We start from the raw sequence: 25,895 nt of genomic DNA on the forward strand, positions 1-25,895 counted from the left end.
CTTCGATGTTGGTAACATCGATGTTCTCGTGGGTATCTACCGATTCGAGATGACGTCGACTCTTAAGATTTGTCATGATCATTCCTTTCCCATCAGATGCTTGCAATAAGGCACGTACACCCAGGCACTCATAATGCCTGGAGCAAGCGCTCATTGGAGAGCTACCTTTTGGTCTAGGAAGACGAAGGCGATCGACCAAGTGGCAAAGGGAGGGAACACGGAGGGACCAAGGGCCCGGGGGGTATCGGCGGGGCTAAGGGGCACTGCGGCGGTGTCACCGCAAGCGCGAGATGAGGCTGGGTTGGCTAGTGAGGACGATCGAGGATGGCGACCAGTGACGGGGCAGCATGTCCATGGTCGGCCACGTCGGAGACCTTTTTGAGTGTCACAACACGATATTGCCCAAAGGCTCGCTGGATCTCATCCTCGTCGATGAGAAGGTCCTTGTTAGGAGGTCCTGCAACACCAAAGGAATCGACATGATGGCCGATCAAATACAGCCTCCCACCAGGAGCGACGACGTCTTGTATGGATCGGTAGAGGGCCAGCCGACGATCTCTGGGAGGATGAATGTTGGCGAGCACGACGAAGTCAAACTGGTGTGGAGACTCCAGGAAGGTGAACATATCCTCACAGACCGTCTCGATCGAGAGCTCTTCGCTGCGAGCAACGTTTCGGAGTCGTTCAAGCGCTACGTCGGCAAAATCCACAGCTGTCACGTGAAAACCAGCTCGGGCAAGGTAGAGGGCGTTGCGACCCTCACCACAACCAAGGTCCAACGCGTTTGTTGGCTCAATGCCGATGATTGCCTCTTTCAAACTGGGGTCGGCGTCCGGGATCCAGAGCCGGTCACTTTGGCTATAACGTTCGTTCCAGGCTTGCGCTTCAGTCACAGATATCTCCTTTGTTGGTGTTGAGCATAATGTTCGGGTTGACGAGGCGGCCAGGGTTGAAAGTTTCGATTATGGTTGCGAGCCTTGCAAGCTCGCTTGGGGAGCGCATGAGCTGGAGCGCCTCCTTTTTCAGGGTCCCGATCCCGTGCTCGGCGCTTACTGATCCCTCAAGCTGGACCACCGCTGCATAGAGGCCCTTGGCTGCGCGTCCGAGCAGGAGGTCGTCACCGATCAGGTTGACGTGGAGATTCCCGTCGCCAAGGTGACCAAAGCAGTAGCACGCGACCCCGGCATCATCGGCTAACGCATGGGCCCTTCGATAGAGCTCGCCTACGCGTTTGATCGGCACCGAGAGGTCAAGTTTCAGTGGCTCGCCGATTTTGGACACCCATTCCGGAATACTTTCGCGCCAGTACCACAATTCCTTGGTCCGCCATGACTCCTCGGCGAGGATCCATCCTTGCTCGGTGTCAAGGCTCTCAAGCTGGTCGGCGAGGCTTGACGCATCCATGAGCGCTTCGACCAGGAGTGCACCTCCTGATGTGACGTTCCAGGGTGGATCGATCGGGGCAAGCCTGATGGATTCGGGGCCGAGGTACTCGATCGCATCGATCTCAGGAAGGAGTCTCCGTAGCTTGCTGGCAAGCTCCACCCCTTCGTTGATTGAGGCCAGCGAGGTGAGAGCTACGACCCGCTGTCGCGGTGAGGCAAAAAGTCGAAGTGTGATCGAGGTGATGACACCGAAGATACCTTCCGACCCGACGAGGAGACGCGTCAGTGATGGTCCAGTGGCATCCTTGACGAGTGGCGAGTGAGGATCAATCGTCGATCCGTCCCCGAAGGCGCAGGTAAGCCCTACGATGTTATCGGCCATTGGTCCATAACGTAGCACGTGAATGCCACCTGCATTGGTCGCAGTCATGCCACCGAGCGTTGCTGATCCTCGCGATGCGATGTCGACGCCAAAGGAGAGCCCGAAGCGGGCGATTTCGGCTTGGAGTTGAGCTAGTGTTACGCCGGCTCCTGCAGTAGCAGTCATGGTGTCAGGCTCGACCACGAGTTGGGTCAGCCGTTGAGTCGTGAGGAGAATCTCGCCATCAAGTGGTACCGACCCTCCAGCCAACGACGTGTTGCCACCTTGTACCTGTACGTGCATGTGTTGTCTCTTGATCTGGTCAAGCAGTTGAACGACCTCGGAGTGCGTGCGAGGTCGCACGAGAAGATCGGTCGTCCCGCGAACACGACCAGTCCAGTCGCGACAATAGGGTCCAATGATGTCTGGATCGCTCACGCAGATGTCAGCCGCGATAGAGTCGGGCAGGTCAAGATTGCGGGCCACAAACCCACCTTAGTGGCACGTCGTGGGCGTGAGATCGTACCTGCGGTGCACGAGCGTTCACCTCGCGACATCACAACATCGAACGCACGGCGCTCGTGGGGGCCGCGTAACCAACGTGGATGGTGATCATCGCCTAGGCTGTGGCTTTTATTTGGCAAGTCTAGGACTAAAGGACCTCCTTGTCACGCATCGATGCGAACACACACGGTGTTCTTCGCACAGCGATGTTGCTCACGCAGCGGCGTTGTTGACGCAGCGATGATCTCGTGGTGAACGATGAACCGGATGGCGCCATGAAGGCAACGAACGGTAGTAACTTGGCCGCTTCGGGCCTCTCATTTTCTTGGCTCAGTTGGCCCTCTCGACGTCGGTCGAGTCGCTCCTTGGTGGCTGTGATGTCGTGGCACCCCAGCCAGCGAGTGTAGGCCGATGATCGACTGTCGGCTTCGGTGAGCCGTTGTGGTGGTCATGATTGGCCTTGCGTCCGGTCGATTCCGGGATTGGTCCCGTGCGCGGAAAGGTGACCGGGTTAAGAAACCCTAGGAGCATCGCATTGTCGGGCGTGATATCGCAAGTAGCAATTGCTTTATGCTAGTATTGGTGGCATGTTTCGACACGTGATGCTAGTCCTCTCGATCGCATTGGTCGCAGCGCTTGCGCTGGCGGCCTGTGGCTCGACGAGTTCGCCTGCCAGCTCCTCCCAAACTTCCGCGAAGCACGAAGTCGCAAATGTCGCCTATGCAGGTTCGTTGCAGCTGCTCAATGATCAGACGATCGGTCCGGACTTTTCTAAAGCCAGCGGCTATGGATATGTTGGCCGAGGTGCGGGCTCCTTTGGGCTGTCAAAGGAGATCGCCGCCGGTGAGATTACCCCTAACGTCTTTGAAAGCATCGGAGCCGCCCCTATCACCCAGTTGGAGCCCTCGAAGACCAGTTGGTACGTCTCGTTTGCGTCCTCCCCGATTGTGATTGCCTACAATCCGACGACTTCCTACGCGCCGACACTTAAATTGATCAGCCAAGGCAAGCTCCCACTGGCACGAGTCTTTGCGCTGCTCGGCTCTCGGGGCTTCCTTTTGGGTCGCACGAACCCCAACACCGATCCTCAGGGGCAGGCGTTCTATGAGATGATCGAGCTCGCGGTCAAGCGCTATCATCTCCCGACAAGCCAGGTAGCGAAGATTCTTGGGCAGCCAGACAACCCAGCGCAGGTCTTCTCAGAGACCTCCTTGGAGGCGAGGCTGGGCGCAGGACAGCTTGATGCGGCGAGCGCGTTTGAGTCGCAGGCCATTCAACTACACCTTCCCTACATCAAGTTGCCAGCCAGCATCAACTTTGGCGACCCACGTCTCGCGCGGGTCTACGCGAGCGCCAGCCTGAAACTCGCCAATGGCTCGGTCGTGCACGGGGTCCCGCTGGTGGTGGATGCCACCATTATTGGCCACCACGATTTGCGAGCGAGTGTCGCCTTTCTTCGGTATCAGCTTGACACGGCTGGCCGACGAGCCTTCACTAATGCCGGGTACACCGTTTTTCGCCCTATCTTTGTTGGATCCGACATTCCAGCCTCGGTCAAGCAGCAGGCTGAGTAGCGAATCTTGGCGTATCGGCGGTCGCTCTCGGTCTGGGCTTCGCTGGCGGGCACTATCGTCATTTGGTTGGTGTTGGTCGGTCCTTTGATCACCCTCGTCGCAAAAATCCAGCCGAGCCAAATCATCAGTGCCTTGCGCGCACCAGGGGCGTTCACTCCACTTGGTGTCTCAGTGGGATCGGCGATCATCGCATTGGGGTTCCTCGTTCTGGTCGGTACGCCACTTGGCTACGTACTGGCACGTTCATCGTGGCGTGGTGTTCGCTTGCTTGAGGCAGGGATGTTATTGCTGTTGTTGATGCCCCCGTTGGTGATCGGATTGTTGCTGGTGTTCATGTTGGGGCCATTGACGCCACTGGGGCTGGCGTTGGGCAGCATTCATCTCTCGGCGACAAACACCTTCTTTGCACTCGTGGTGGCCGAGGTCTACGAGGCGGCCCCCTATTACGTCCTTGGTGCACAATCGGCGTTTGTTGGCCTCGATCAAGGCATACTCGATCAGGCGTCGTTGTTAGGGGATACGCCGCGGCAGCGGTTTTTCCGGCTTTCGCTTCCGCTCGCGCGCCCTCAGCTGACCTCGAGCCTCGCGATCGCCTGGGCCCGGGCGATTGGGGCCTTTGGAGCAGTGATCATTATCGCGTATCACCCCTACGGGCTGCCGATGCAGGTCTGGACGACGCTCAACGAGGTCGGACTGGCGCGTGCTCTCCCTTTCGCCCTTGTGTTGCTGGTCGTCTCGCTTCCTCTGCCACTTTTTGCTTATACGTGGAGTCGACGTGCTCGAGGCTGAATTCCTTGTAAGGCGACCTGCGAGCCGGGTGGCGTTGTCGCTGTCGGTCGAGCCCGGGCGTCGCCTGGGTATCTTTGGCCCATCCGGTGCTGGAAAGACAACGGCACTTGAGGTGCTGGCTGGTTTGGTGGTGCCGACATCAGGGAGCGTGAGGCTTGGGGATGTGCTGCTGAGCGATGTTGGGTCCCATGCCCCAGCTACATTTGTCCCACCCAATGAGCGCTGTATTGGTCTTATCGCGCAGCGTCCCCAGCTGTTTCCTCATCTCAATGTTCGCCGCAATGTCCTCTATGGCAAGAATGTTCTGCCGATGGAGCAGGTGGATGCTCTCATTGAGCGTTTGGAGCTGGGTTCGCTCCTCGACGAGCGGCCGAGCCGACTTTCAGGGGGACAGGCTCAACGAGTGGCGATCGCTCGCACCTTGGCTCGTGTCAACAAGGCGCTGTTGCTTGATGAGCCGTTTCAAGGACTCGATGAGCGCCTCCGCCGTGAGCTTCTCGACCTACTTGATGAGCTGTTAGCCCCATTGATGATACCGGTGGTGATGGTCGCACACGAGTTGGAGTTGGTGGCACTCTTCGCTGATGATCTCGTCGTCATCGCCGACGGCCAAGCAGTCGGGGCAGGATCGGTCCAGACGTTGCTGAGGGAGCCTCCGACGATCTCGGTGGCCAGCTATGTAGGGTATACGAACTTTTTTGCACTCGATCGAGCGACGCTGATCGGGGTGCGTCCGGATCGGATCGTCCCGGAGGCCCTCCCTCGAGCCGGCTATGTTGCCTCTGTCTCAATCCGTGCCATGCGCGATGTCGGTACCGGCGTGCGATTCCGTCTGCAGCTTCACGATCAGGAGGTCACTGTTACCTTCCCGGATGATCGGCTCGCCACCCAGGCCGACCCCCAAGTTACCCTGCTCGACCCACCGGTCTTTACCAGTGATGGCGTATTTGTGCGCAGATGGATAGGATCGGTCATCGGTCGAGATGATGGGAGGCAAGGGCGTTGACAGGAGATCGGGTTCGCCTTGCCAGAATTGGGTTGGGGCTCTCACAACAACAGCTCGCTGCCCACGTCGGCGTCTCTCGACAGGCGATCGCAGCGATCGAGGCAGGGTCCTTTGATCCCTCACTCAAGGTTGCAATCGCCCTTGCGAGAGCGTTGGGGTCCGGTGTTGAAGAGCTGTTTTCGCCAGTGGTGGAGTACCCAGAAGTTATGGCAACTTCCATTGCGCCCGATCTCGATGCACCGAGAGCTCAGTTTGGTGATGTCGGTGGCCAGACGGTCGCATTGCCTCTTGCAGGGGACCACAGTCTGACGGTGGGCTTTGGAGCTGCTGACGCGAACGTGCGTAACGGTGGCCATCAGGGCGTGAGGCTTATCCCCAACCGAGAGGCTGCCTCTGCACTCATCGTCGCTGGCTGTGATCCGGCCTTGGCGTTGCTCTCGAGTATCATCGCCCATCTTGACCCACATCTGGAGTTTGTCTGGTGGCCGTCATCGAATGCTGAGGCGTTGGCCCTGCTGGCGGGTGGACTCGTCCATGTCGCTGGGTTTCATGTCGCTGATGGTGCGCCAGTTCCTGCTGTGAATGCCGAGTTGTTTCGGTTTGCTCGTTGGCGTGAAGGGGTGGCTTTTCGTGATGTGTGGCCGACTGCCGTCACCGTGCGGAAGGGACTACGGTTGGCGAATCGGCAGCCAGGTTCTGAGGCTCGGCGCATGGTTGATGAACTTATCGTGGATCTCGGACTGACCAACGATGAGGTTACGGGATACCCATCCTCGGTGAGTGCTCACGCGTTGGTCGGCAGCGCGCTTGCTGCGGGGCTGGCGGATTTCGGGGTGACGACCGAACCGGTTGCCCTGACGTTTGGGCTCGACTTTCACACTCGAGCTCTCGAGAATTTCTTGCTCGCCATCCCTGCCGCGTTCGTGGCTACCCCGGCGGTTAGGGTGCTGTTTCGAGCCTTGACGGGCCAGGAGTTCCGGTCGCAGCTGTCGGCGATCCGAGGGTATCTCGAGGTCGAACGGAGCGGGGAACCGATCGTGTAGATTCCACCAGCGCGGGTGGGTATGCCTTGGTTTCTGTGAAAGCTTGGGTCGTTCCAGCTTTGTGTGCTGAGGCTCAACCGATAGGATGGATACATGGATGAGGCTCTAGTGCCAGAACAGTCGATCGTTGCAGGACAACAATCGGTGTCGAAACAGCAATGCATTATCAACCAGCCGGTTTCTGGATCTCGTTACGATGCCCTTGCCCGCAAGGTGCTTAGGATACCGGAGGTCCAACCCACGGTACGAAGAGAGGAGGCTGCGGAGCGGCTCTTTAGCGTCGCGATGGTGATCTCAGGTCTTCGTTGTACGCTGAGCTATGTCATTGTCCCGTTTATTTTGCCGGCCCTTGGCATTGGTTTCTTAGCCGGTGTTGGTCCAGAGATCGGCATCCCGATCGGTGTCGCTGCGCTCTTCTTTGATATCAAGGGAATCCGGCGCTTCTGGGTGGCAAACCACAAGTGGCGATGGCAGATGAGCGGCATCTACCTCGCCGTCATTGGGCTCGTTCTCTACCTGGTGATCGCCGATATTATTCAGCTTCTCTGAGGCGGCCTCGCTGTTGGTTGCGGTGGATCGACGTCGATGACGCGTACACTTCGACGATGGGGCTTGGGGTTTCGCGCGACGAGGTCCAGTAAAGAGGGCGGCCAGCGTAGGCCAGCTCAATGTACGCTCGTGAGATCGGTGGCGCTAGCGGCGTCAGTCGATATTGTGGCCGCAGTCGACCCGACAGATGGGGTGTGCAGGGTCGCTTGACCACCCTGAGTACGAGGGTGGATAGAGCTTCACGTCTCGACCGAGAGTTCGAAAGGCGAGAATGAGGGTGCAGGCGGTTACGCCTGACCCACAATAGGCGACTGGAACGCGATCGTTAGCGAGAATGTCTTGAAGAAGCGGGCTTGATTGCCACCGCTCGCTAGCGAGCAGGTCGAGCATCTCCGACCAGGGCAGCGACGTTGCGCCGGGTATATGGCCCCCGACCCGGTCGATTGGCTCCTCATCACCGAGGTAGCGCGGCCTAGCCCGAGCGTCAAGCAGGAGAAAACGTGATGGGTCCGATTCGAGCTCGTTGGTCGTCACGATGCTGTGCTCAGGCCACGTGTCCCTTGGTGAGGGCCAAGGTGAGACGGGGGTCGAGTCGCACGGCGCCTTGCACAGCACAACGTCGTTGAGGCTGTCGAGCCCTTCCCCAAGGACGTATGCCTCGATTCCCAGAGCGTCGAGCATCCACCAGATTCTGGCGGCAACGGAGCCGCGTACATCGTCCATGACGATGACTTGACGCCGTGGTTCCACGCCAAGTGTAGCGATCGCCTGGACGAAGCGTTCGGTAGAGGGTAAGGGGTGACGCCCCGCAGCTGGTCCGTCAGCAGCGGTAGCGACGAGATCGAGATTGACGAAGACGGCGCCGGGGTAGTGGCCGTTGAGATAGCTTTGATAGCCGTCACGGCCATCGAGGTACCAGCGAACGTCGAGAATCAGTGGTTGTGTGAAGTCGGCCAGTTGATGAGCATAAAGTAGTGGTCCGCGATCCATAAGATCACCTTAGGGCAAGACGCCAACGCCTTCTCACGTCGTCACGTTCGCTGGACCTCACCCTGGTGTGTATGGGTCCGACCACCACCAGAGGTACCAACTGGCCCGATTGACTGCCTTGTGAGCTCGGTGGTGTCAAAGATCTGCCGCGGTCACGTCAATACAAGGATGGCGACGCCGATGCAGACGACGAGTGCAGCAACGGCCCGTCGTCTGCCAAGCCCCTCTTTGAGTAGATAGCCACCCATCAGTGCTGCGAAGATCACGCTGGTTTCACGCAGAGCAGAGACGACTCCCAGCGGTGCTCGTTGTTGAGCCCACAGGACCGCCGCATAGGCGAGATAGGAAAGGAGCCCCGCGACAATGCCGAGTGGGAGCTTTGTGGTGATGATTGGTCGTTGCTGGCGAAGGCGCATCCAAGAGATGCCGAGACCAAGGGTGCCTCCCTCAAGGAGAAACAACAGCCCGGCGTAGGCAAAGGGGGAGTCAGAATGTCGCACGCCGAGACCGTCGATCAGACTGTAGGCGCCAATGGCGACGCCCGTCGCGATCGAGAGCCACAGTGCCTTGCTCGCGCGAAACTGCGCGATCGAAGCGAGCGCCCCTGCGATGATGATGATGCCAACAATTTCACCAGCGCTAAGGTGCTCGCCTGCGAACAGGAAGGCTCCGAGCGTCACCAGGATCGGAGCCAGGCCGCGCGCGAGTGGGTAGACCTGGGATAGGTCGCCAAATCGATAGGAGTTCAACAGGAAGACGTTGTAGGCGATGTGGATCGCAAAAGAGACCAACAGGAACGGGAGAGCTGCGCTGTTAGGGAGGCCGACGACCGCGAGGAACGCCACGCCAACGACCGCAACCGTCAGGTTGATCCACGCAAAGGCTAGGCTTGCGTTGTCGATGTACTTCGCGAGTGCATTCCAGCTGGCGTGGGCGAAGGAAGCCATGAGTACGATGGCCAATACGTCAATCGTTATCGTGACGAGCCTCCTTATCGGCTCCTTGGCGGTGTCGACCGTTTGTTGTAGGTAAACAGAAGGTAAACGTAAGTCTAACATAGACACCAGCCAGCGTTAGGGCGATCGCAGTGTTTCCTTGCGAACGACCAAGTATGTGCATCTGCAACTATACTGATTGCATGTCAACCAGCATGCCAGCTCTCTACCTCAGCCACGGTGCCCCACCGCTGCTCGACGATTCGCTATGGGTTGCCGAGCTCAAGGCGTGGCGCGAGCGGTTGCCAGTCCCTGAGGCGATCTTGATTATCTCTGCACACTGGGAGTCGAGGCCAATCAGCCTCAGCTCCTCGGGGAAGGCGCCGCTGGTCTACGACTTCTGGGGCTTTGAGGACCGTTTTTACGAACTCCAGTATCCGGCTTCGGGGTCTGCGACCCTAGCGGGTGCGGTTGATCGGCTGCTCCACCAGGCCAAGCTCTCGGTCGATCACGACGAAGGGCGTGGCCTCGATCACGGCGCCTGGGTGCCGCTCATGGTCATGTATCCGGAGGCGACGATACCGGTCATGCAGCTATCGCTGCCGACCCTTGATCCCAGGGAACTTTTCCAACTGGGGGCGATGCTCGCTCCATTGCGTGACGAAGGCGTGATGATTATTGGCAGTGGATTCTTTACCCACAACCTCCGAGCCCTTCGTTGGGAGCTGGGGTCCAGCACCGAGCCACCTTCCTGGTCGCGAGAGTTCGATGAGTGGGGCGCCGAGGCGTTGGCCGCGGGCGAGATTGACACCTTGCTGGATTTTGCACGTTTGGCGCCTGCCCCAACACTTGCCCATCCCCGTACCGAACACTTCGCGCCGCTGTTTGTGACCCTCGGTGCTGGTGGCACAGACCAGATCATTAGCGAGATCGAGGGGTTCTGGTATGGTCTGGCAAAGCGATCGCTTTCTGTCGGGGTCCAAACAGATTGAGGCCCAGACGGGAATAAAAATGATTCCCTAAGTAGTTGCAGGATGCAAGCAACTAACAACTAAGCTGTGGTTGCAAAACGGAGAGCGCTCAGGCTGTTAGGGGGTCTGGGGTTCGCCGGTGATCGTTCCAGCGGAGGTTTCCGGTGGTCGATGTGGTTCGTTTGGTGGGTTTTTCTCCGATAACGAGTGCATCTGGTCGGTGGTTGTGACGTAGACATTAAGAGTGTTAGTGAGTGGCGATAGCTTTTCGACAATAACACGTGGTTGATGACGACAAAAAAAGGAGTACATTATGGCGACAGCAGTGGAGGGGAAACCCTCGTTTCGGCAGCGAAGCGCTGCGATGAGAGATCACCCACGGTATAAGTGGCTCGTTCTCTCCAATACCACCCTCGGGGTGCTGATGGTGATGATCGACTCGTCGATCGCGCTGATCTCGCTTCCTGAAATTTTTAATGGTATCCATCTCAACCCGTTGGCACCTGGGAACACCTCCTATTTCCTCTGGGTGCTGATGGGATACCTCGTGGTGACCGCCGTGATGGTGGTCAACTTCGGTCGGCTCGGTGACATGTTTGGCCGCTCTCGCATGTACAACATGGGTTTTGCCATCTTCACCTTCTTCTCGATCATGCTCTCGATCACCTGGATGCATGGAAGTGCCGGTGCGCTTTGGTTGATCGCAATGCGTATTTTCCAGGGCCTCGGCGGTGCCTTGCTGTTTGCGAACTCAGCAGCCCTCTTGACCGACGTGTTCCCGGCGAACCAACGCGGTTTGGCACTGGGGATCAACAACGTGACGGCGATCGCTGGCTCGTTCATCGGTCTGATTCTCGGTGGGGTCTTGGCTCCGATCTCGTGGCGATTGATCTTCCTCGTTTCGGTGCCTGTTGGTATCGCTGGGACCATCTGGGCGTATATGGTGCTCCATGACACTGGTATCAGGATCAAGGCCAAGATTGACTGGCTTGGTAACTTCCTGTTTGCCGCTGGGCTCATCTCGGTCCTCGTTGGCATCACTTACGGCATTCAGCCCTACGGCAACCAGACGATGGGTTGGACCAACCCGGGTGTCATCGCTGCGATTGTCGGTGGTTTCGCGACTCTTGGTGTCTTTATCTGGTTGGAGTTGCGACTCGATGAACCGATGATCAACGTCAGGCTCTTTAAGATTCGTGCCTTCACCGCAGGTAACCTCGCCAGCCTCCTTGCTGCGCTGGGTCGAGGTGGAATGATGTTTATCCTGATCATCTGGTTGCAGGGTATCTGGTTGCCACGCCATGGATTTAGCTACTCTCAAACCCCGTTGTGGGCCGGTATCTATCTTGTCCCGTTGACGATTGGCTTCCTGGTGGCTGGTCCGGTGTCTGGATTTCTATCCGACCGGTTTGGTGCCCGTCCGTTCGCGACTGGTGGCATGATCATCGCAGCTGGCTCCTTCATTGGCCTCATCTTCTTACCGGTTAACTTCTCGTACTTCGATTTCGCTGCACTGTTGGCCATCAACGGGCTCGCGATGGGGTTGTTTGCCTCACCGAACCGCGCTGGGATCATGAACAGTCTGCCGGCGAACCAGCGGGGTGTCGGTTCAGGCATGAGCGCCACCTTCATGAACTCCGCGATGGTGCTATCGATTGGTGTGTTCTTTAGCCTTATGATCTTTGGGCTGCGATCTCATCTTTCGAGCGCGTTACTCTCGGGTTTGACAAAGCAACATGTACCGGTGGCGTTGGCCAAACAGGTGGCCTCTCTGCCCCCAGTGAGCACGTTGTTCGCAGCGTTCCTTGGGTACAATCCAATGTCGAAGCTTTTGGGTTCCAAGGTGTTGAACACGCTCCCAGCGGCGAACGCCCATTACCTGATCGGGCGATCGTTTTTCCCTAGCCTGATCTCCCCGGCGTTTGGTCACGGGCTCGCGGAGGCCTTCACCTTTGCGGCGATTGCCTGCCTCATCGCTGCGGTCGCCTCGTGGCTGCGTGGTGGTAAGTACAACGCAACCGATGCCGAAAACGCTATGGAGCATCTCCATGCCGAGCATGCCGCTAAGCATGCAGCATCCCACGAGCGCGGTGTCGAGGACAAGGTTGTCGAGCCGGTCGCCGGTGCTGATGAGTCTGTCGCTCCAGCGGAGTTCGATTCGACACTCTCTGACTGACGCGTTGATCACGATAGGAAGAAGGGCCCCGAGCCGGGGTCCTTCTTCTATTTTTGCCGGCTTGCGACCAACGAGCATTGTGGTCGTCGGCTTTCACGATACCTGCGCATCGTTGGTGTTGACCCGCACCGTCTGGGCTGTGCCGCTGTCCGCGTCAGGCGAGATGGTCGTGACGAAGAAGTCACTGGCCCTCGCCGTGGCCAACCGGATTGGTGCACATGTACCTTTCGCTCTGTACCGCCCTGATCGTTGGCTACAACCTGCACGCTCACGCACACCGACACGAGACGGTGGTGCCCACGGGTTGGATGCGGATAAGGCATGGCTCTAAGGAGTCGAGAACCTGTATGGGACTCAGTAACAGCCATATCCTTTTTCGGCGCTTCCTGCCCCTCGCCTTTGGGAACATAGCACGCGAGCTCACGTGTCTTGGTCGGAACTGCTGTCAATGAGCTTGGCGTTGACCCTGGTGGCCTGCGGCGATGGGAACAAGAGGGTAAGGCCGACCTGTCTACGACAACGCCCGGTTGAGATCGTAGCTACGATGTTGCAAAGTGAGGGCACCTAACTGCCAACAGAGCCGTGTCAACTGAGGTGACTATTGCCTAGGTTAAAGTATCGAGCGAAGTACCACACGATTGGGCCGTTGCGTCGTGATGGTGGCGAGCGAGCCGGGTCAGATAATCTATCGAACGTCGTCAACCACGTTGTGGCCACTGGTGCCATTCCAGCGTTCGCCGTCCTTGCGGAGTTCGATGCAACACGTATCGAGAGACATCTCTTGAGGGCGACCTCAAACGACCACCTGAGCACTATGTTCTGTGATCGACCGTCGTCGATCAGCAGCGATGTTGTCGGCTGCCATGACAATTGTCATTGAATGTTCATGCATATTCGCACCGTGTACGAAACCTACTGTCGACTAACGTAAGTGGAATGATCACAACACAGCAGTCACCGTCCATCTCCCTTCAAGGGGTCGTCAAGGGTTATGGCACTATCCAGGCTGTGAAGGGAGTCGACCTGGTCATTGAACCGGGTGAGACGATCGCCTTACTCGGCCCAAACGGCGCTGGCAAGACGACCACGCTTGACGTGGCACTGGGCCTGGTTCGACCGGACGCAGGCTCGGTGGAGCTCTTTGGGGTACCTCCAGCAAAGGCGATCGCGAAGGGTTTGGTCGGTGGAATGCTTCAGACCGGTGTCCCGCTCGATTATCTCCGGGTCCGCGAGTTGGTCGAGGTCATGGCATCGCTCTATCCCAAGCCACGACCGGTGGACGATGTCTTGGAGTTGACCGGATGCGACGCCTTCCAAAACCAGATGACAACCGGACTTTCAGGCGGTCAGGCCCAGCGCGTTCGCTTTGCTGCTGCACTTGTGGGCAATCCGGAACTCTTGGTCCTCGATGAACCAACGGCTGCCATTGATGTTGAGGGTCGGAGGGAGTTTTGGCGGGCGATGCGCGCAGTCGTCGAGGAGCACAAGACGGTTGTATTCGCAACGCATTACCTGGAAGAGGCTGACAGCTACGCCGATCGAGTGGTCCTCATGGCCAATGGGGCGATCGTCGCTGATGGAACCCCGAGCCAAATCAAATCCAAGGTGGGCACGAAGACGATTCGAGCAACACTTCCGGACGGTGATCTCGCTGAGTTGCTAGGGCTTGTAGGTGTGTTGGGGGCTGAACGGCATGGGCCGACCATCGTTCTTAGCTGTTCAGACTCGGATCGTGCCCTTTACCAGCTGCTCAACCGTTTCCCTGGGCTCACAGATATCGAGGTCACGGGGAGCAGTCTTGAGGAGGCGTTTGTGGAGCTGACGAGCGAGGAGGGTGTCTGATGGGTGGTCGCTATATTCGGGCGGAGTTGCAGCGTACGCTGCGTAACCGCCGGTTCGTGATTTTCTCCTTTATCTTTCCGTTGATTCTCTACATTGCCTTCACCTCACCAGATCGTCATGACAAAATCGGTGGTGTTCCTTTCCCGCTCTATTACATGATTGCGATGGCGAGCTTTGGTGCATTGATCGCTGCTGTCTCGATTGGACCACGGATCTCAGCGGAGCGACAACGGGGCTGGACGCGTCAGATGCGACTTACCCCCATGCCGACCTGGTACTATTTCGTAGCCAAAATCTTGGCTGGCTATATGATTGCATGTCTGACCTTGGTGGTGCTTTACCTGACGGGTTTGGCTTATGGTGTCGAACTCTCTGGGTCGCACTGGATTATCATGACCGGACTCTTTCTCGTCGGGTTGTTTCCTTTCACGCTCATCGGTGTGATGATTGGTCACCTCTTGAAGCCTGACACTCTAGGCCCGGTCACCGGTGGACTTGCCACCGTGTTTATCTTGATCGGCGGAGGTTTTGGGAATCTTGGGGGTACTGGATTTGTCCACAAACTCTTTGAGCTCGTGCCCTCGTACTGGTTGATCCGAGCCGGCGCCGTCTCCTTGGGCGGCTCGCCTTGGACTCTCGAGGGATGGGTCGTTGTTGTGGTGTGGTCACTCGCCTTTGCCATGTTGGCGAGGGTGATCTATCGCCGTGATACGGCGCGGCTGTGAAGTCATTGATGCGTCGATCCACGGAGGTTACTCGAGATGCGAAGGTGTCCTGGGTGGGTAGCCATGTGGCCGACCCGGCCATTGCGACCCTTAGTGAAGGCGATGCCGATCGTAGCGCAGCTGCCAATCGTGCTGGTGAAACCGACTCCCGATCTGATCCATTGCGGCGTTCGTTCTTTACCAGTCGATGGTGGCGCCGGGTGCTTTTGCCACTGCTGATGGTGATCTATGCCTATGAGGTGCTGCCGGGTCCGAAGGATCACGTTCGTGGAGGGCGGTTCCTGGTCGCGGTGGCGATTCTGGTTGTCTTTTGTCTGCTCTATTTGGTGGCGATGTTCCAAGTGGGCGGTGGTCGCCGATCGGTCGTGTGGGTCATCGAAGCGGTGATGGTTGCCTGCAGTGTCGCAGAGCTGACTCTCATTGGTGGGAATGCCATGTTCATGTGGATGTTGCTCGTGGCGCCGCTGATCATCAGGTACAAACTACGTTCTGGTCCCATCATTGCCGGCATTGTGCTGCTGTCGTATCTTTTGCCCTTCGTAGAGCCGAGCTGGAGGATGGCTGGAGACCTGTCGATACCCGTCCAGATCCTTGCTGTGAGCTTGTTGGTGCTCACGTTTGGGCAACTGGTGTGTGTGATCGACGCATTGGAGAGGGCACAGGAGGCGCTCGAACGAATGAGTCGAGCGAGTGAACGCCTCCAGATCGCACGAGATCTGCACGATGTGCTCGGTCATACGTTGGTCTCGATCGCCATCAAGGCCGAGTTAGCTGGGAAACTTATTGATCGAGATGTTGATCGTGCGCAGGTGGAGATCGGGCAAGTTGAAGCGTTGGCGCGTCAGTCGCTGGCCGATGTACGGGCGACCGTGGCAGGGTACCGGGGTCGCTCGCTCGAGACCGAACTGGTGACAGCGAGCGAACTCTTGGCTGCGGCGGGGGTTGAGGTGGTGATCGATGTGGTCAGCGAACCGACATCACCAGGAACTCGCGAGCTATTTGCCTGGGTGATTCGTGAGTCGGTGACCAATGTCGTCAGGCATGCCAGGGCGACAACGTGCACGATAGTGATCGCGAGATCGTCACTGTGTGTTCGCGACGATGGTCTTGGCATATCGACGCCATATGGAGACGGCCTTAGGGGCCTACAAGAGCGTGTCTGGCGTACTGGGGGTCGGTTTGAGGCCGGGCCTATCGAGCCCCGCGGTTGGCAGGTGAAGCTCTCATCGGCCGAGACTGGGTTGCCGTGATTCGGATCCTTCTTGCGGAGGATCAAGAATTGGTGTGCACTGCGCTAGCGGCGCTCTTGGATCTTGAGGACGACTTTGTGGTGGTTGCAACCGTCGGTCGCGGTGACGAGGTCATCCCCGCAGTTGAGGCGCTTCAACCCACGGTGGCACTCGTCGATATCGAGATGCCTGGGTTAGACGGTCTCAGTGTGGCGGCCACATTGCGTGATCTGCATCCTGCTTGTAAGGTCATCATACTCACGACTTTTGGCCGACCTGGTTACCTGCGACGTGCGCTGGAGGCAGGGGCTTCAGGTTTTGTCGTCAAAGATGCGCCAGCAGCGACGCTGGGCACGGCGATCCGCTCGGTCGCCAATGGCGAGGTGGTGGTCGATCCAGCGCTCGCAGGCTTAGCCCTTGCCGTTGGAACGTCGCCACTGACGCCTCGCGAGACCGAAGTGCTCGCCGCCGCTCGCGGGGGAACTCCAGTTGGAGTGATCGCGGACAGGTTGTATCTGTCCGAGGGTACGGTGCGTAATTACCTTTCGTCGGCCATCGCAAAGACAGGTGCGCGCAACAGTGCAGGCGCCGTGGACCGAGCTGAGGATCTCGGGTGGATCTGACCGATGGTTCGTTATCGGTATTTGCCGACCACCCGGGCCACGTGTCTTGACCCCGACGCTGCTGGCCGCTGGCCAATTCGGTTGTACGCTCGGTATTCGTAACACGTGTCGCTGACTCAAGTAAGCGGCTGAGCCAGGTCCTTTATCCAATGGTGGCGGCGGTAATGGCCATCGACGCTGGCCCCGTTGCACTCATCGCTGTCGTCGGGTATGTTGGAGCTCCGCCGAAGGGGTAGACCACCCCGTTCGATGCAAATAGCCAGTAGCCAGCCCCATAGGGCGTCGCGGCGATGCCAACGATATTTGCTGGAGGTCCCGGAGGCACTGGCATGCCTGGATGGGCCGGGTTCATGGCCGGGAGCTGTCCATAGAACTTGGCGCTACCAAAGTTATAGACCTTACCGCTCGCTGAGGTCAGCCAATACCCATGACCATTCGGCGTCGCGGCGATGCCAACGATGTTGGCTAAGGGTCCCGGAGGTACTGGCATGCCTGGATGGGCCGGGTTCATGGCCGGGAGCTGTCCATAGAACTTGGCGCTACCAAGGGCGGAAACCTTACCAGTGGCACTGACCAGCCAATAACCATTGCCAGCTGGGGTGGATGCGATGCCAACAATCGGCCCATCTGCGGCGCTGCTGTCGAGCGATCCGCGAGGAGGCGATTCATGATAGCTGAGCGTGCCGGAGGCCGTGACGACGGTATAGCCCTGACGATAGGGACGGAGCAATTGGCCAGGATGGTAGGCGACGAAGGCTGGAGGGTCTGGCTCAAGAGTGGAGGTGCTCGATAGCGGATCTGTGGGGCTGTACGTGGTGACTGAGACGTCCTCGGCTTGCGGGACCTGGGCGACGATGGCATCAGCGACTTTGTTGAGATTGGCTGGAGTCGGATCCCATATACCTGTGTGGATGCGGGCGCTCACCGTGTCGATTCCGGCCACGAGTTCAGCGGGGTTGAATTCGCAGTGACCGGCGGTGTCGACGAAGACCTGCGCGAGGTTGTTGCCGTTGCCGGCAGCGTCAAGAGCGTCCTTATAGGCGGTTTCGTTCTGAGGAGAGACCAGTCCATCTCCAATGGTGTGCATAGTAAGAATCGGGATGTCACCGGTCTCGCCATTGATGTCAATCGCGCTCTGGAGATAGGTCACGGCTGACGGATCCGCGGTGATCTGGGGTGCCTTCTGCAGAGTCGCGAGGTCACCCTTCAAACTCACCCCAGCAGATGTCCCCAGCGTCGCATAGAGCGCCTCGACCTCGTTTGCGTCGATGGACTGCTTGAGTAGGGAGGCGTACTGGATGCCGGTCGTCCAGCTCGGGTTGCCGCCCGCCTTGGCCTCAAGGTCCTCACGTCCAAGGAACGAGAAGGGAAGATCGGTGGTCTCAAGCCACTCGATCTGGTCCGTGATCTCTGTTGCAACGTCCGTCGCCGCTGGTTGTGTGGTGATGGAGCCATTCCAGAACCAGCCGGGGATATCTCCAAGGGCCGCCACCAGGCTGAGTCGCGCCCGACCCACCGGTGTCGCAGCAGCCGCAGCAGTCGCCTCGATCGCCTGAGCCAGCTGGGCATCGGCTACAGCCGTTGACGGGAGGTTGACGATGTGTAGGTTCGGGTCGATCAGTTGCTTGAAGGCAAAGAGGGCGGTGAGTTGTTGGTTCCAGATGGGAACGGCTCCACCATCGACACCACAGGCGAGCATCGCGCCAGAAAAGGTGCCGATGTTTTGTTGTAGGAGTCCGGCAGTGACATCGCCACCCATCGAAACCCCCCAGGGAATCACCGACGACACTGGGGTCGTGGTGTGTTTGGCAATGTAGCGCTTTGCAACATCGAGGGTAGCAATTTGATCCTTGAGGGCGGCCTTGACCGCCCAACCCTGCTGAGAATAGCTTGAGCCCGCCAGCGCATACCCCTGTTGGAGGAGAATCGCCTGACTGACCGGATCGGAGGCATCAATCGGCGTCGGATCTGGAGCTTCGTCAAAGACATAACCATGCGAATAGAGAAGGACGGTGCCGTTGAAGTTCTGTGGAACCTGCACTTCATAGGCTGCACCATCGACGGTCCCTGTCTTGGTGATGGTGCTATCGGTCGACGATAACGCGGCATTCGTCAGTCTCGCGCTTGGCATAGCGATACCTGAGCCAGCGGTGGTGGTGGCGGGTAGTGATGCACCCACGCCGACTGCGGTCAGCGCGGTTACCCCGGCGAGGCTGAGGGCGACAGCAATTGAACTCCGGAGCGGGCGGTGGGTCGCGGTCCTCATCTCGTTCGTCCTTTCAACGTTAGATGAGACAACGGTAGCCATTGCGGCGTGGCTTCGCCAGGCAGAACGTCAAGTTTTTTCACGCGGCATCAGCTGTTTTTTGGTCGACGACCGATTGTGGCTGCACCACAGCGGATAGCGCTCAATGACGGTTCGCTGGGTGATCGGTCGGTCTGAATATGTGATGTTGACGCTGCTGGCTTTTCAGCGGGTTACGATCGCATTAAGGGTTTGGACAACGGAATGCGTCGATAGCGACGATAGATGGAGAGATTTTTGCAACGCTTCGGAGTTTTAGGCGAACAATGTCTGTGCCTTGTGGTACATGTAGGCAGCCTCGAGCCAGGCGTGACCGGCACTGTGTTGTTGTTGCTAGAAGAGGAGCGAGTGATCGTCATCGATCCCGGCATGGTTGCGTCCAGGGATGAAATCCTTGGACCGATGGCGAGCATTGGGATCGGTCCCGAGAAGGTGACCGATGTGGTGCTGAGTCATCATCATTTGGACCATACCTTCCATGTCGGTTTGTTCGAACGCGCCCGGGTGCATGACTATCACGCCATCTACCGAGGTGATCAGTGGACAAGTCGCCCGGCAGAGGGGTATCGGGTTGCTCCCCATGTTCTCCTCCTTGAGACGCCTGGCCATACTCGCGAGGATATGAGCGTGGCGGTCTCGACCAGCGATGGTCTTTGCGTGTACACCCATCTGTGGTGGACCGAGGATGGGCCACTAGAAGATCCCTATGCGCCCAGTGCTGATCAGTTGCTCCAATCGCGTCGTCGGGTCCTCGAGCTGGCTCCGGATTGGATTATCCCAGGGCATGGGAGGCCGTTTCGATTGAGCTCCAAGGAGCCGGTCCTCTAGACGTTGACGGTACATCGCCACCAGCATCAAAGATGGTTGTGAGTATGGAGACGGCCGCGTGGGCGCAAGACGATGGAGCTGTGGCCGGGAGGCCACCAAGCCGCTAGGGTCGAGGTCATGGAGTCTTTACGCAACAGTCTTGAAGCGACGATTAAAGGAGACGTGGTCTCCCTGCTATCCGATTACGGTACGATCCCCTCATTGTCCCCAGCCTTTGATCATGAGTGGAGCGCGAGTGGGCACATCGAACGAGCGATGGCGCTCTATCAGGACTGGATTGCGACGAAAGCAATCCCTGGTTTAACGACCCGGATTCAACGGATTGAAGGTAGAACTCCACTCCTCGTTGTGGAAGTTCCTGGCACCCAGGATGCAGGCGATGGGGCCGTCCTGCTCTATGGGCATCTAGACAAACAGCCAGCCAATGATCCATGGTCGTCGGGGTTTGATCCGTTCCACCCTCGGTTGGTCGGTGACAATCTCTTCGGACGTGGGATGGTCGACGATGGTTACGCGGCTCCTCTGGTGATCACAGTGCTCGAGGAGTTGGCCAAGAGGGGTGCTAGCTATCCTCGTTGCGTCCTTGTGGTTGAGGCCTGTGAGGAGAGCGGCAGCCCTGACCTCGATGCTCACCTCGACGAGTTACTCCCTGGGGTCGGTGACATCCGTCTGGTCGTGTGCTTGGACTCAGGGGGACTTGACTTTGGGCGCCTGTGGGTGACGTCATCGTTGCGAGGAAACCTCGTGATGGCGATCAAGGTCAGTGTCCTTAGTAATGGGGTTCACTCCGGAGAGGCTGGTGGTGTGGTACCCTCGTCTTTTCGCATTCTGCGCACCTTGCTATCTCGTATCGAGGACGCCGAGACTGGTGTCGTGCAACCGGCTTTCCTCAACGGAGAGATTCCAGCGTTCCATCGCGACCAGGCTGAGAAACTCGCGCGCGAGTTAGGTGATCCGCTGCAGGAGCTTTTTCCGCTCGTTGGCTCCACGCAGCTCATGGGGACAGACGGAGCGGATCGAATCCTGAATCAGACCTGGCGTCCATCGTTGTCGTTCATCGGTATCGATGGAGTACCTTCGGTGAGCGATGGCGGCAACGTGTTGCGGCCACACACCACTGGCAAGATCTCATTGCGACTGCCACCGACGGTGGATGCCGTGTTGGCACAGCAGCAGCTGGTTGCGTTGCTAACGGCTGACGTGCCCTATCGTTGCGAGGTTGAGGTGGAGGTGGAGTCACCGGCGCAAGGGTGGGTGGCAAAGGATCCAAGCCCATGGCTTGCACGAGCGCTCGATGAGGGGTCGAGGTTGGGTTTTGGGGCACCAGTAGCGTTCTGTGGTGAGGGCGGTTCGATTCCGTTCATGGCGACCTTGGGCGAGCGGTTCCCGAACGCCGATTTTGTCGCCACTGGTGCACTTGGACCCAAGAGCAATGCCCATGGGCCGGATGAGTCGCTGCATCTTCCCGCCGCCATCGGTGTCGCAACGAGCTTGGCCCATCTGTTAGCGTCGTTCCCAAGCTGAGCACGGTTTTCGCTGAGCTCGAACCTTGTCAGCATGGGCGCACCGATGCGATGAGCCACCCCTTGTCTACGTGAGATCAGCAGGGGTTAGCTCGTTACGGTTTATTCAGTCAGGGCCTTGTCGTAGTAGTCTTATTAGTTGATCCAGCCTTGCTCACTTGCTTTTGGCCCACTAACCTTGGATAGGCGATGGCGTTGTCGAATCGAGGTGCAAGATGTCGGTAGACGGTTGGTTCGAACCAGTCGAGGAACTCGCAGCCCATGAAATCGATCTCTCCGATCTTGGTTTTTGGCAGCTGCCGCACGCACTACGCGAAGGAGCCTTCAGGACGCTTCGCAGAGAGCGGCCGGTGTCCGAATTCCCAATCCCTGAGTGGCTGCTCGCCGACGAGACCCAACAGGGCTCGTACTACGCTGTAATGCGCTATGGCGATGTGTTGTCGGCATCACGTGATCCGGAGACCTTCATGTCTGGCCGTGGTGCCGTTTCGATCATCGATCTGCCAGAGGAGTTCTTGGAGTTCTTTGGATCGTTGATCAACACCGATGATCCACGGCATGCCCACCTGAGGCGGGTCGTGTTGCGCGCGTTTACGCCGCGGCGCATTGAGCGCCTCGACGCCGAGATTGGTATCGTCGCCCAACGTCTCGTCCGTGAGGCCAAAGAACAGGGTACCTTTGACTTTGTGCGTGCGATCGCGGCTCCACTCCCGCTGCGCATTATCGGTGAGATTATGGGCATTTCGCCAGACGATGACCAGTTTGTCCTCGAGCGATCCCAACGTATTCTCGGTGCACTTGACCCAGAGTTTCTGGCCCCAGAGATGAGCCCGGATGAGTCGATCCTGACAGCTGCGTTGGAGCTGACTGAATTCATGGGTGACTTGGCTCGGACCAACCATGATCCGGATACCGTCATGAGCGCGCTCCTTGACGCCGACGTGGATGGCACCCATCTCTCACCCAGTGAACTGGCATCGTTCTTTATTCTCTTGCTCGTTGCGGGTAACGAGACGACACGCAACGCGCTGAGTGTCGGGATGGTGGCGCTTTCGGCGTTTGCGGCTGAGCGTCGTGCGCTGATCGCGGATATGAGTGCCAGCAAGCTCAACAACGCCGCCGACGAGGTTGTCCGCCTGGCGTCCCCCGTGGTCTGGATGCGTCGGACGGTCGCACGCCCCACCGAGCTGTCAGGGATACCGTTGGCGACGGGCGATCGAGTGCTGTTGATGTATCCATCGGCGAACCGTGATGAGTCGGTCTTTGCTGATCCGTATCGGTTCCGCCTTGATCGTGAAGGTACCCGACATCTTGGTTTTGGCGGCTATGGGCCCCACTACTGTCTTGGTGCCCACCTTGCTCGTGCCGAGATCGTCGCCGTGCTTCGCGAAGTCCTGACGTCGATGCCCGATCATGAGCTCCTGGGTGAGCCTGAGATGCTGGTGTCGAACTTCATAGCCGGTGTCAAGCGGCTCCCGATGTGCGGGTAGCACAGATGTCAGACATCGCTTGATGGGCGAGACTGGTACCGCTCCTCGATACCGGTGATGGACCCTCGAAGGTGTTGTGGCACCGGTTGGCTCTGCGATTTGGCCGCTCGGCCCATCGCCTCATCGATTGCATCAATGGCACGTCGCGACTTTGGTGCCTCGCACAGGCGCAGGACGGCCGCCGCCAGCACGATTCTGGCCTCGGGCATGCCGATCCGTTCAACGGTGGAGTAGGCGGCATCGCTGTAGTGCAGCGCATCGGGGTCATCTGGACCGATATCTTCTGCTGCGAAGATGACGAGTCGTCTGGCGATAAATCGCGGATCGTCGCCGGCGACCAGTAGGTGGGCGAGCCAATCGATCGCGCCAGCGGTGTCGGAGGCGCGCATCGATTTGATCAGTGCAGAGGTCATCTCGTAGTGTGACGACCGGTCGATGCCAACCGATTCTGGCAACGATTCCAACCGCTCGATCGTCGGTGTGCCCCCAGGGCGCTTCGGCGTGTAGATGATCGCCCGCTCCAGCATACGCAGTGCTGAACGAGCATCACCGTTAGCGTGATCGACGATCTGGCGGACAGCCGAGGTGTGGATGGCCATCCCCTCGGATTCGGCTGCGTTGCGAATGAGATCGCCAAGTACCTCGTCGGGAAGCGGTCCAAGACGAACGACGTCGATGCGTGAGAGCAGAGCAGGGCTGAGTGTGACATAGGGATTCTCGGTAGTGGCACCTACGAGCGAGAATGCGCCGTCCTCCACGGGGTGCAATAGCGCGTCCTGTTGGGTTCGTGTGAGACGATGAATCTCGTCGATGAAGCAGACGGGCTCAACGTCGCCGAGTTCTCGAAGCCGTTGACCAGACATAGCGAGATCTTTGATGTCTTTGACGCCGAGTGTCGTGGCCGAAAGAGGGACAAAGCGCGCCTTACGCTCACTGGCCAGCAAGGAGCTAATGGTGGTCTTCCCGACTCCTGGTGGGCCGGTGAGCACGATAGCAAAGGGAGCCAATCCCGTGACACTACGCCGGAGGAGGCCATCGACGCCGGTGAGATCCTCGTGTCCACGAACGCTATCAAGCGATGTTGGACGAAGCCGCACCGCCAATGGAATCCGTTTGGGATCGAGTTCTTGGCGGAACAGCTCGTCCATGATCAGTCCTTGGCGCGTGTGGTTGTTCGCAACCCGAGCTGTGTCAGCGTCTCGGTTGCGATTTGCTTGGGTGCGCCAGTCATGAGATCCGAACCACTTTGAGTCTTCGGGAAGGCGATGAGTTCGCGGATATTCTCCTCTCCAGCCAGCAGCGCACTGAGGCGATCGATGCCAAAAGCGAAGCCCCCATGTGGTGGGGCGCCATACTTGAAGGCGTCGAGCAGGAAGCCAAAACGTGACCGCGCGGTCTCCTCGTCGATGCCAAGCACCTTGAAGATTCTCGACTGGATCGAGGAGTCGTGGATACGGATGGATCCCGAGCCAAGCTCCCAGCCATTGAGCACCAGATCGTAGGACTGTGAGCGAACCGCGAGTGGGTCCGTGTCGAGGAGCGCGAAGTCCTCTTCGTTGGGCATCGTGAAGGGGTGGTGTGCCGAGACCGGTGAACCGGAGTCGTCGAGTCCTTCAAAGAGCGGGAAATCCACCACCCAAAAGAAGTCGAGGACATCATCGCTTGCGAGTTGCCTGCCGAGGCCGAGTCGAATCTGCCCTAGGATCGTCACCGCACGCTCCCACTCGTCGGCTACCATCAAGATGGTGTCTCCTGCCTTGGCGTTCAGGGCGCCCGTGAGCTGGCCTTGTTCGGCGTCGGTTAAGAATTTTGATACCGGCGAGTTCAGCACCAGTCCAGCGTCCCCCTCCTCAACGCGAAGCCAGAGGAGCCCCTTGGCTCCTAGCGCCTTTGCGCGCTCCACCAGCTCGTCGAGGCGTGCTCGACTCAGTGCCAACGGTGCGATCATGGCCTGCACGCTTGGCGCACGCAAGGCGTTCACGCTGGTCGTGGCGAAGACGGCGGTTACATCGTGGAGCTCGGCGCCGAAACGACGATCAGGCTTGTCGGTGCCGTAACGGTTCATCGCCTCTCGCCAGGTGATTTTGTCGATGTCGACGGTCGTCTCAGGACTGACGGCGGCGACGACTGCTCGGATCGAGTGGGATATGAAGCTATGAATATCATCTTGGGTGACGAATGAGGCCTCAAGGTCGAGTTGGGTGAATTCGAACTGCCGATCGGCTCGCAGATCCTCGTCTCGCAGACAACGTGCAATCTGATAATAACGGTCAAAGCCAGCCACCATGAGCAGCTGTTTTGCGATCTGTGGAGATTGCGGTAACACGTAGAAGTTCTGGGGTTGCGTACGCGATGGAACGAGAAATTCACGAGCTCCTTCAGGGGTAGGGGTCCAAAGCAGTGGCGTTTCAATTTCGACAAAGCCCTGCTCGTCCATCGATCTCCGAATGGCGCCGTTGACGACTGATCGTAGTCGAAGGTTGCGTTGCATGCGGGATCTGCGTAGGTCGACGTATCGATAGTGCAGTCGCGTTGCTTCATCGAGCTCGATCCGATCATCGAGAGAGAACGGCAGGGGGTCGGATTGCGCGAGAACCTTCACGCTGGGATCGCGTAATTCAATCCGACCCGATGCGATCTGGGTGTTCTCGGTGCCCTCTGGACGTCGGGTCACAGTGCCGGTGATCTGCACCACCCATTCAGGGTGGAGGTTTTCGGTCCTCGGGACGACGCATTGGATGATACCGGTGTAATCGCGGACGTCGACGAACACGAGATGCTCGCCGTGTTCGCGGATGCGATTAACCCAGCCACAGACCTTAACTACCGCATCGATGTTGGACTCGTTGAGCGAACCGGCATAGGCTGTCCTAAGGCCGGCTGGCTCAGGCAGCTTGTCCTGATAGTCGAATGATAACATGAGAAGAATTCCTTCCATAGGATGCAAGCGAATCGACCTACCATCCTACGGGAGAATGCCAGCGATACGCCTGCTCCGGGGCGACCTTGCTCATTGCCCATCACCAACCAGTGCCAGAGTTCGGTCG

The 25,895-nt window shown here is 58.5% G+C and carries 21 protein-coding genes; 14 read left to right on the forward strand and 7 right to left on the reverse strand.

Going from position 1 to position 25,895, the window contains the following annotated elements; translation table 11 throughout:
• Window positions 1–305: 305 nt before the first annotated feature.
• Both MP439_00005 and MP439_00010 read right to left on the reverse strand, forming a co-directional pair.
• Window positions 306–893, reverse strand: a complete 588-nt coding sequence (locus MP439_00005; protein MCI2974457.1) for a class I SAM-dependent methyltransferase — start codon at window positions 891–893, stop codon at window positions 306–308.
• Window positions 886–2,232 carry an FAD-binding oxidoreductase gene (locus MP439_00010; protein MCI2974458.1) on the reverse strand — a complete coding sequence of 449 codons (1,347 nt, stop codon included), beginning with the start codon at window positions 2,230–2,232 and terminating at the stop codon, window positions 886–888. The genes MP439_00005 and MP439_00010 overlap by 8 nt, the downstream gene beginning before the upstream one ends.
• A gap of 605 nt (window positions 2,233–2,837) precedes the next feature.
• Here MP439_00010 and MP439_00015 point away from each other — a divergent pair.
• The 5 genes from MP439_00015 (at window position 2,838) to MP439_00035 (ending at window position 7,211) form a co-directional block, all read left to right on the forward strand.
• Window positions 2,838–3,824 (forward strand): extracellular solute-binding protein, encoded by a 987-nt coding sequence (locus tag MP439_00015; GenBank protein ID MCI2974459.1) that lies wholly within the window; start codon window positions 2,838–2,840, stop codon window positions 3,822–3,824.
• A 6-nt stretch (window positions 3,825–3,830) separates the two neighbouring features.
• Window positions 3,831–4,613, forward strand: coding sequence for an ABC transporter permease subunit (locus tag MP439_00020; protein MCI2974460.1), 783 nt, complete (start codon window positions 3,831–3,833; stop codon window positions 4,611–4,613).
• Entirely contained in the window at window positions 4,600–5,619 is a 1,020-nt protein-coding gene (locus MP439_00025; GenBank protein MCI2974461.1) for an ATP-binding cassette domain-containing protein, read from the forward strand. The genes MP439_00020 and MP439_00025 overlap by 14 nt, the downstream gene beginning before the upstream one ends.
• Entirely contained in the window at window positions 5,616–6,662 is a 1,047-nt protein-coding gene (locus MP439_00030; GenBank protein MCI2974462.1) for a helix-turn-helix domain-containing protein, read from the forward strand. The genes MP439_00025 and MP439_00030 overlap by 4 nt, the downstream gene beginning before the upstream one ends.
• A gap of 93 nt (window positions 6,663–6,755) precedes the next feature.
• Window positions 6,756–7,211: a hypothetical protein gene (locus MP439_00035; protein ID MCI2974463.1), complete on the forward strand. Its 456-nt coding sequence runs from the start codon at window positions 6,756–6,758 to the stop codon at window positions 7,209–7,211.
• A gap of 153 nt (window positions 7,212–7,364) precedes the next feature.
• Here MP439_00035 and MP439_00040 read toward each other — a convergent pair whose 3' ends face one another.
• Window positions 7,365–8,201, reverse strand: a complete 837-nt coding sequence (locus MP439_00040) for a hypothetical protein (protein ID MCI2974464.1) — start codon at window positions 8,199–8,201, stop codon at window positions 7,365–7,367.
• Window positions 8,202–8,353: 152 nt separating this feature from the next.
• Entirely contained in the window at window positions 8,354–9,259 is a 906-nt protein-coding gene (locus tag MP439_00045) for a DMT family transporter (protein MCI2974465.1), read from the reverse strand.
• Window positions 9,260–9,339: 80 nt separating this feature from the next.
• On the opposite strand from MP439_00045, the gene MP439_00050 reads away from it, so the two are divergent.
• From MP439_00050 to MP439_00075, 6 genes are all read left to right on the forward strand, one after another.
• Window positions 9,340–10,128, forward strand: coding sequence for a dioxygenase (locus MP439_00050; GenBank protein ID MCI2974466.1), 789 nt, complete (start codon window positions 9,340–9,342; stop codon window positions 10,126–10,128).
• Between the two features lie 292 nt (window positions 10,129–10,420).
• Entirely contained in the window at window positions 10,421–12,283 is a 1,863-nt protein-coding gene (locus MP439_00055; protein ID MCI2974467.1) for an MFS transporter, read from the forward strand.
• A gap of 936 nt (window positions 12,284–13,219) precedes the next feature.
• Complete coding sequence (locus MP439_00060; protein MCI2974468.1) at window positions 13,220–14,125, forward strand: ABC transporter ATP-binding protein; 906 nt, start codon at window positions 13,220–13,222, stop codon at window positions 14,123–14,125.
• A complete protein-coding gene (locus MP439_00065) occupies window positions 14,125–14,850 on the forward strand; it encodes an ABC transporter permease (GenBank protein MCI2974469.1) in 726 nt (241 codons plus the stop codon). The genes MP439_00060 and MP439_00065 overlap by 1 nt, the downstream gene beginning before the upstream one ends.
• A 53-nt stretch (window positions 14,851–14,903) precedes the next feature.
• Entirely contained in the window at window positions 14,904–16,100 is a 1,197-nt protein-coding gene (locus MP439_00070; protein ID MCI2974470.1) for a sensor histidine kinase, read from the forward strand.
• A complete protein-coding gene (locus tag MP439_00075; GenBank protein ID MCI2974471.1) occupies window positions 16,058–16,702 on the forward strand; it encodes a response regulator transcription factor in 645 nt (214 codons plus the stop codon). Before MP439_00070 ends, MP439_00075 begins: the two co-directional genes overlap by 43 nt.
• Before the next feature lie 142 nt (window positions 16,703–16,844).
• On the opposite strand, the gene MP439_00080 is transcribed toward MP439_00075, so the two are convergent.
• Window positions 16,845–18,968: a hypothetical protein gene (locus MP439_00080; GenBank protein MCI2974472.1), complete on the reverse strand. Its 2,124-nt coding sequence runs from the start codon at window positions 18,966–18,968 to the stop codon at window positions 16,845–16,847.
• Between the two features lie 264 nt (window positions 18,969–19,232).
• Between MP439_00080 and MP439_00085 the strand changes: the two genes are divergently transcribed.
• The 3 genes from MP439_00085 (at window position 19,233) to MP439_00095 (ending at window position 22,848) form a co-directional block, all read left to right on the forward strand.
• Window positions 19,233–19,835, forward strand: a complete 603-nt coding sequence (locus MP439_00085) for an MBL fold metallo-hydrolase (GenBank protein ID MCI2974473.1) — start codon at window positions 19,233–19,235, stop codon at window positions 19,833–19,835.
• Window positions 19,836–19,952: 117 nt separating this feature from the next.
• Window positions 19,953–21,359, forward strand: a complete 1,407-nt coding sequence (locus MP439_00090) for a M20/M25/M40 family metallo-hydrolase (protein ID MCI2974474.1) — start codon at window positions 19,953–19,955, stop codon at window positions 21,357–21,359.
• 214 nt (window positions 21,360–21,573) lie between these two features.
• Window positions 21,574–22,848: a cytochrome P450 gene (locus MP439_00095; protein MCI2974475.1), complete on the forward strand. Its 1,275-nt coding sequence runs from the start codon at window positions 21,574–21,576 to the stop codon at window positions 22,846–22,848.
• Between the two features lie 8 nt (window positions 22,849–22,856).
• On the opposite strand, the gene MP439_00100 is transcribed toward MP439_00095, so the two are convergent.
• On the reverse strand, window positions 22,857–23,996 hold the full coding sequence (locus tag MP439_00100; protein MCI2974476.1) for an AAA family ATPase: 1,140 nt from the start codon (window positions 23,994–23,996) through the stop codon (window positions 22,857–22,859).
• A gap of 2 nt (window positions 23,997–23,998) precedes the next feature.
• Window positions 23,999–25,768: an aspartate--tRNA ligase gene (gene aspS / locus MP439_00105; GenBank protein ID MCI2974477.1), complete on the reverse strand. Its 1,770-nt coding sequence runs from the start codon at window positions 25,766–25,768 to the stop codon at window positions 23,999–24,001.
• Window positions 25,769–25,895 lie beyond the last annotated feature (127 nt).

Origin of the sequence: Ferrimicrobium sp. (assembly GCA_022690815.1) — a bacterium.
Lineage (GTDB): Bacteria > Actinomycetota > Acidimicrobiia > Acidimicrobiales > Acidimicrobiaceae > Ferrimicrobium.

Coding starts and splice junctions, on each gene's coding strand:
- MP439_00015 (MCI2974459.1), top strand. CDS start 2,838: ATGTTTCGACACGTGATGCTAGTCCTCTCGATCGCATTGGTCGCAGCG.
- MP439_00035 (MCI2974463.1), top strand. CDS start 6,756: ATGGATGAGGCTCTAGTGCCAGAACAGTCGATCGTTGCAGGACAACAA.
- MP439_00040 (MCI2974464.1), bottom strand. CDS start 8,201: ATGGATCGCGGACCACTACTTTATGCTCATCAACTGGCCGACTTCACA.
- MP439_00045 (MCI2974465.1), bottom strand. CDS start 9,259: ATGTTAGACTTACGTTTACCTTCTGTTTACCTACAACAAACGGTCGAC.
- MP439_00050 (MCI2974466.1), top strand. CDS start 9,340: ATGTCAACCAGCATGCCAGCTCTCTACCTCAGCCACGGTGCCCCACCG.
- MP439_00055 (MCI2974467.1), top strand. CDS start 10,421: ATGGCGACAGCAGTGGAGGGGAAACCCTCGTTTCGGCAGCGAAGCGCT.
- MP439_00060 (MCI2974468.1), top strand. CDS start 13,220: ATGATCACAACACAGCAGTCACCGTCCATCTCCCTTCAAGGGGTCGTC.
- MP439_00065 (MCI2974469.1), top strand. CDS start 14,125: ATGGGTGGTCGCTATATTCGGGCGGAGTTGCAGCGTACGCTGCGTAAC.
- MP439_00080 (MCI2974472.1), bottom strand. CDS start 18,968: ATGAGGACCGCGACCCACCGCCCGCTCCGGAGTTCAATTGCTGTCGCC.
- MP439_00085 (MCI2974473.1), top strand. CDS start 19,233: ATGGAGAGATTTTTGCAACGCTTCGGAGTTTTAGGCGAACAATGTCTG.
- MP439_00090 (MCI2974474.1), top strand. CDS start 19,953: ATGGAGTCTTTACGCAACAGTCTTGAAGCGACGATTAAAGGAGACGTG.
- MP439_00095 (MCI2974475.1), top strand. CDS start 21,574: ATGTCGGTAGACGGTTGGTTCGAACCAGTCGAGGAACTCGCAGCCCAT.
- MP439_00100 (MCI2974476.1), bottom strand. CDS start 23,996: ATGGACGAGCTGTTCCGCCAAGAACTCGATCCCAAACGGATTCCATTG.
- aspS (MCI2974477.1), bottom strand. CDS start 25,768: ATGTTATCATTCGACTATCAGGACAAGCTGCCTGAGCCAGCCGGCCTT.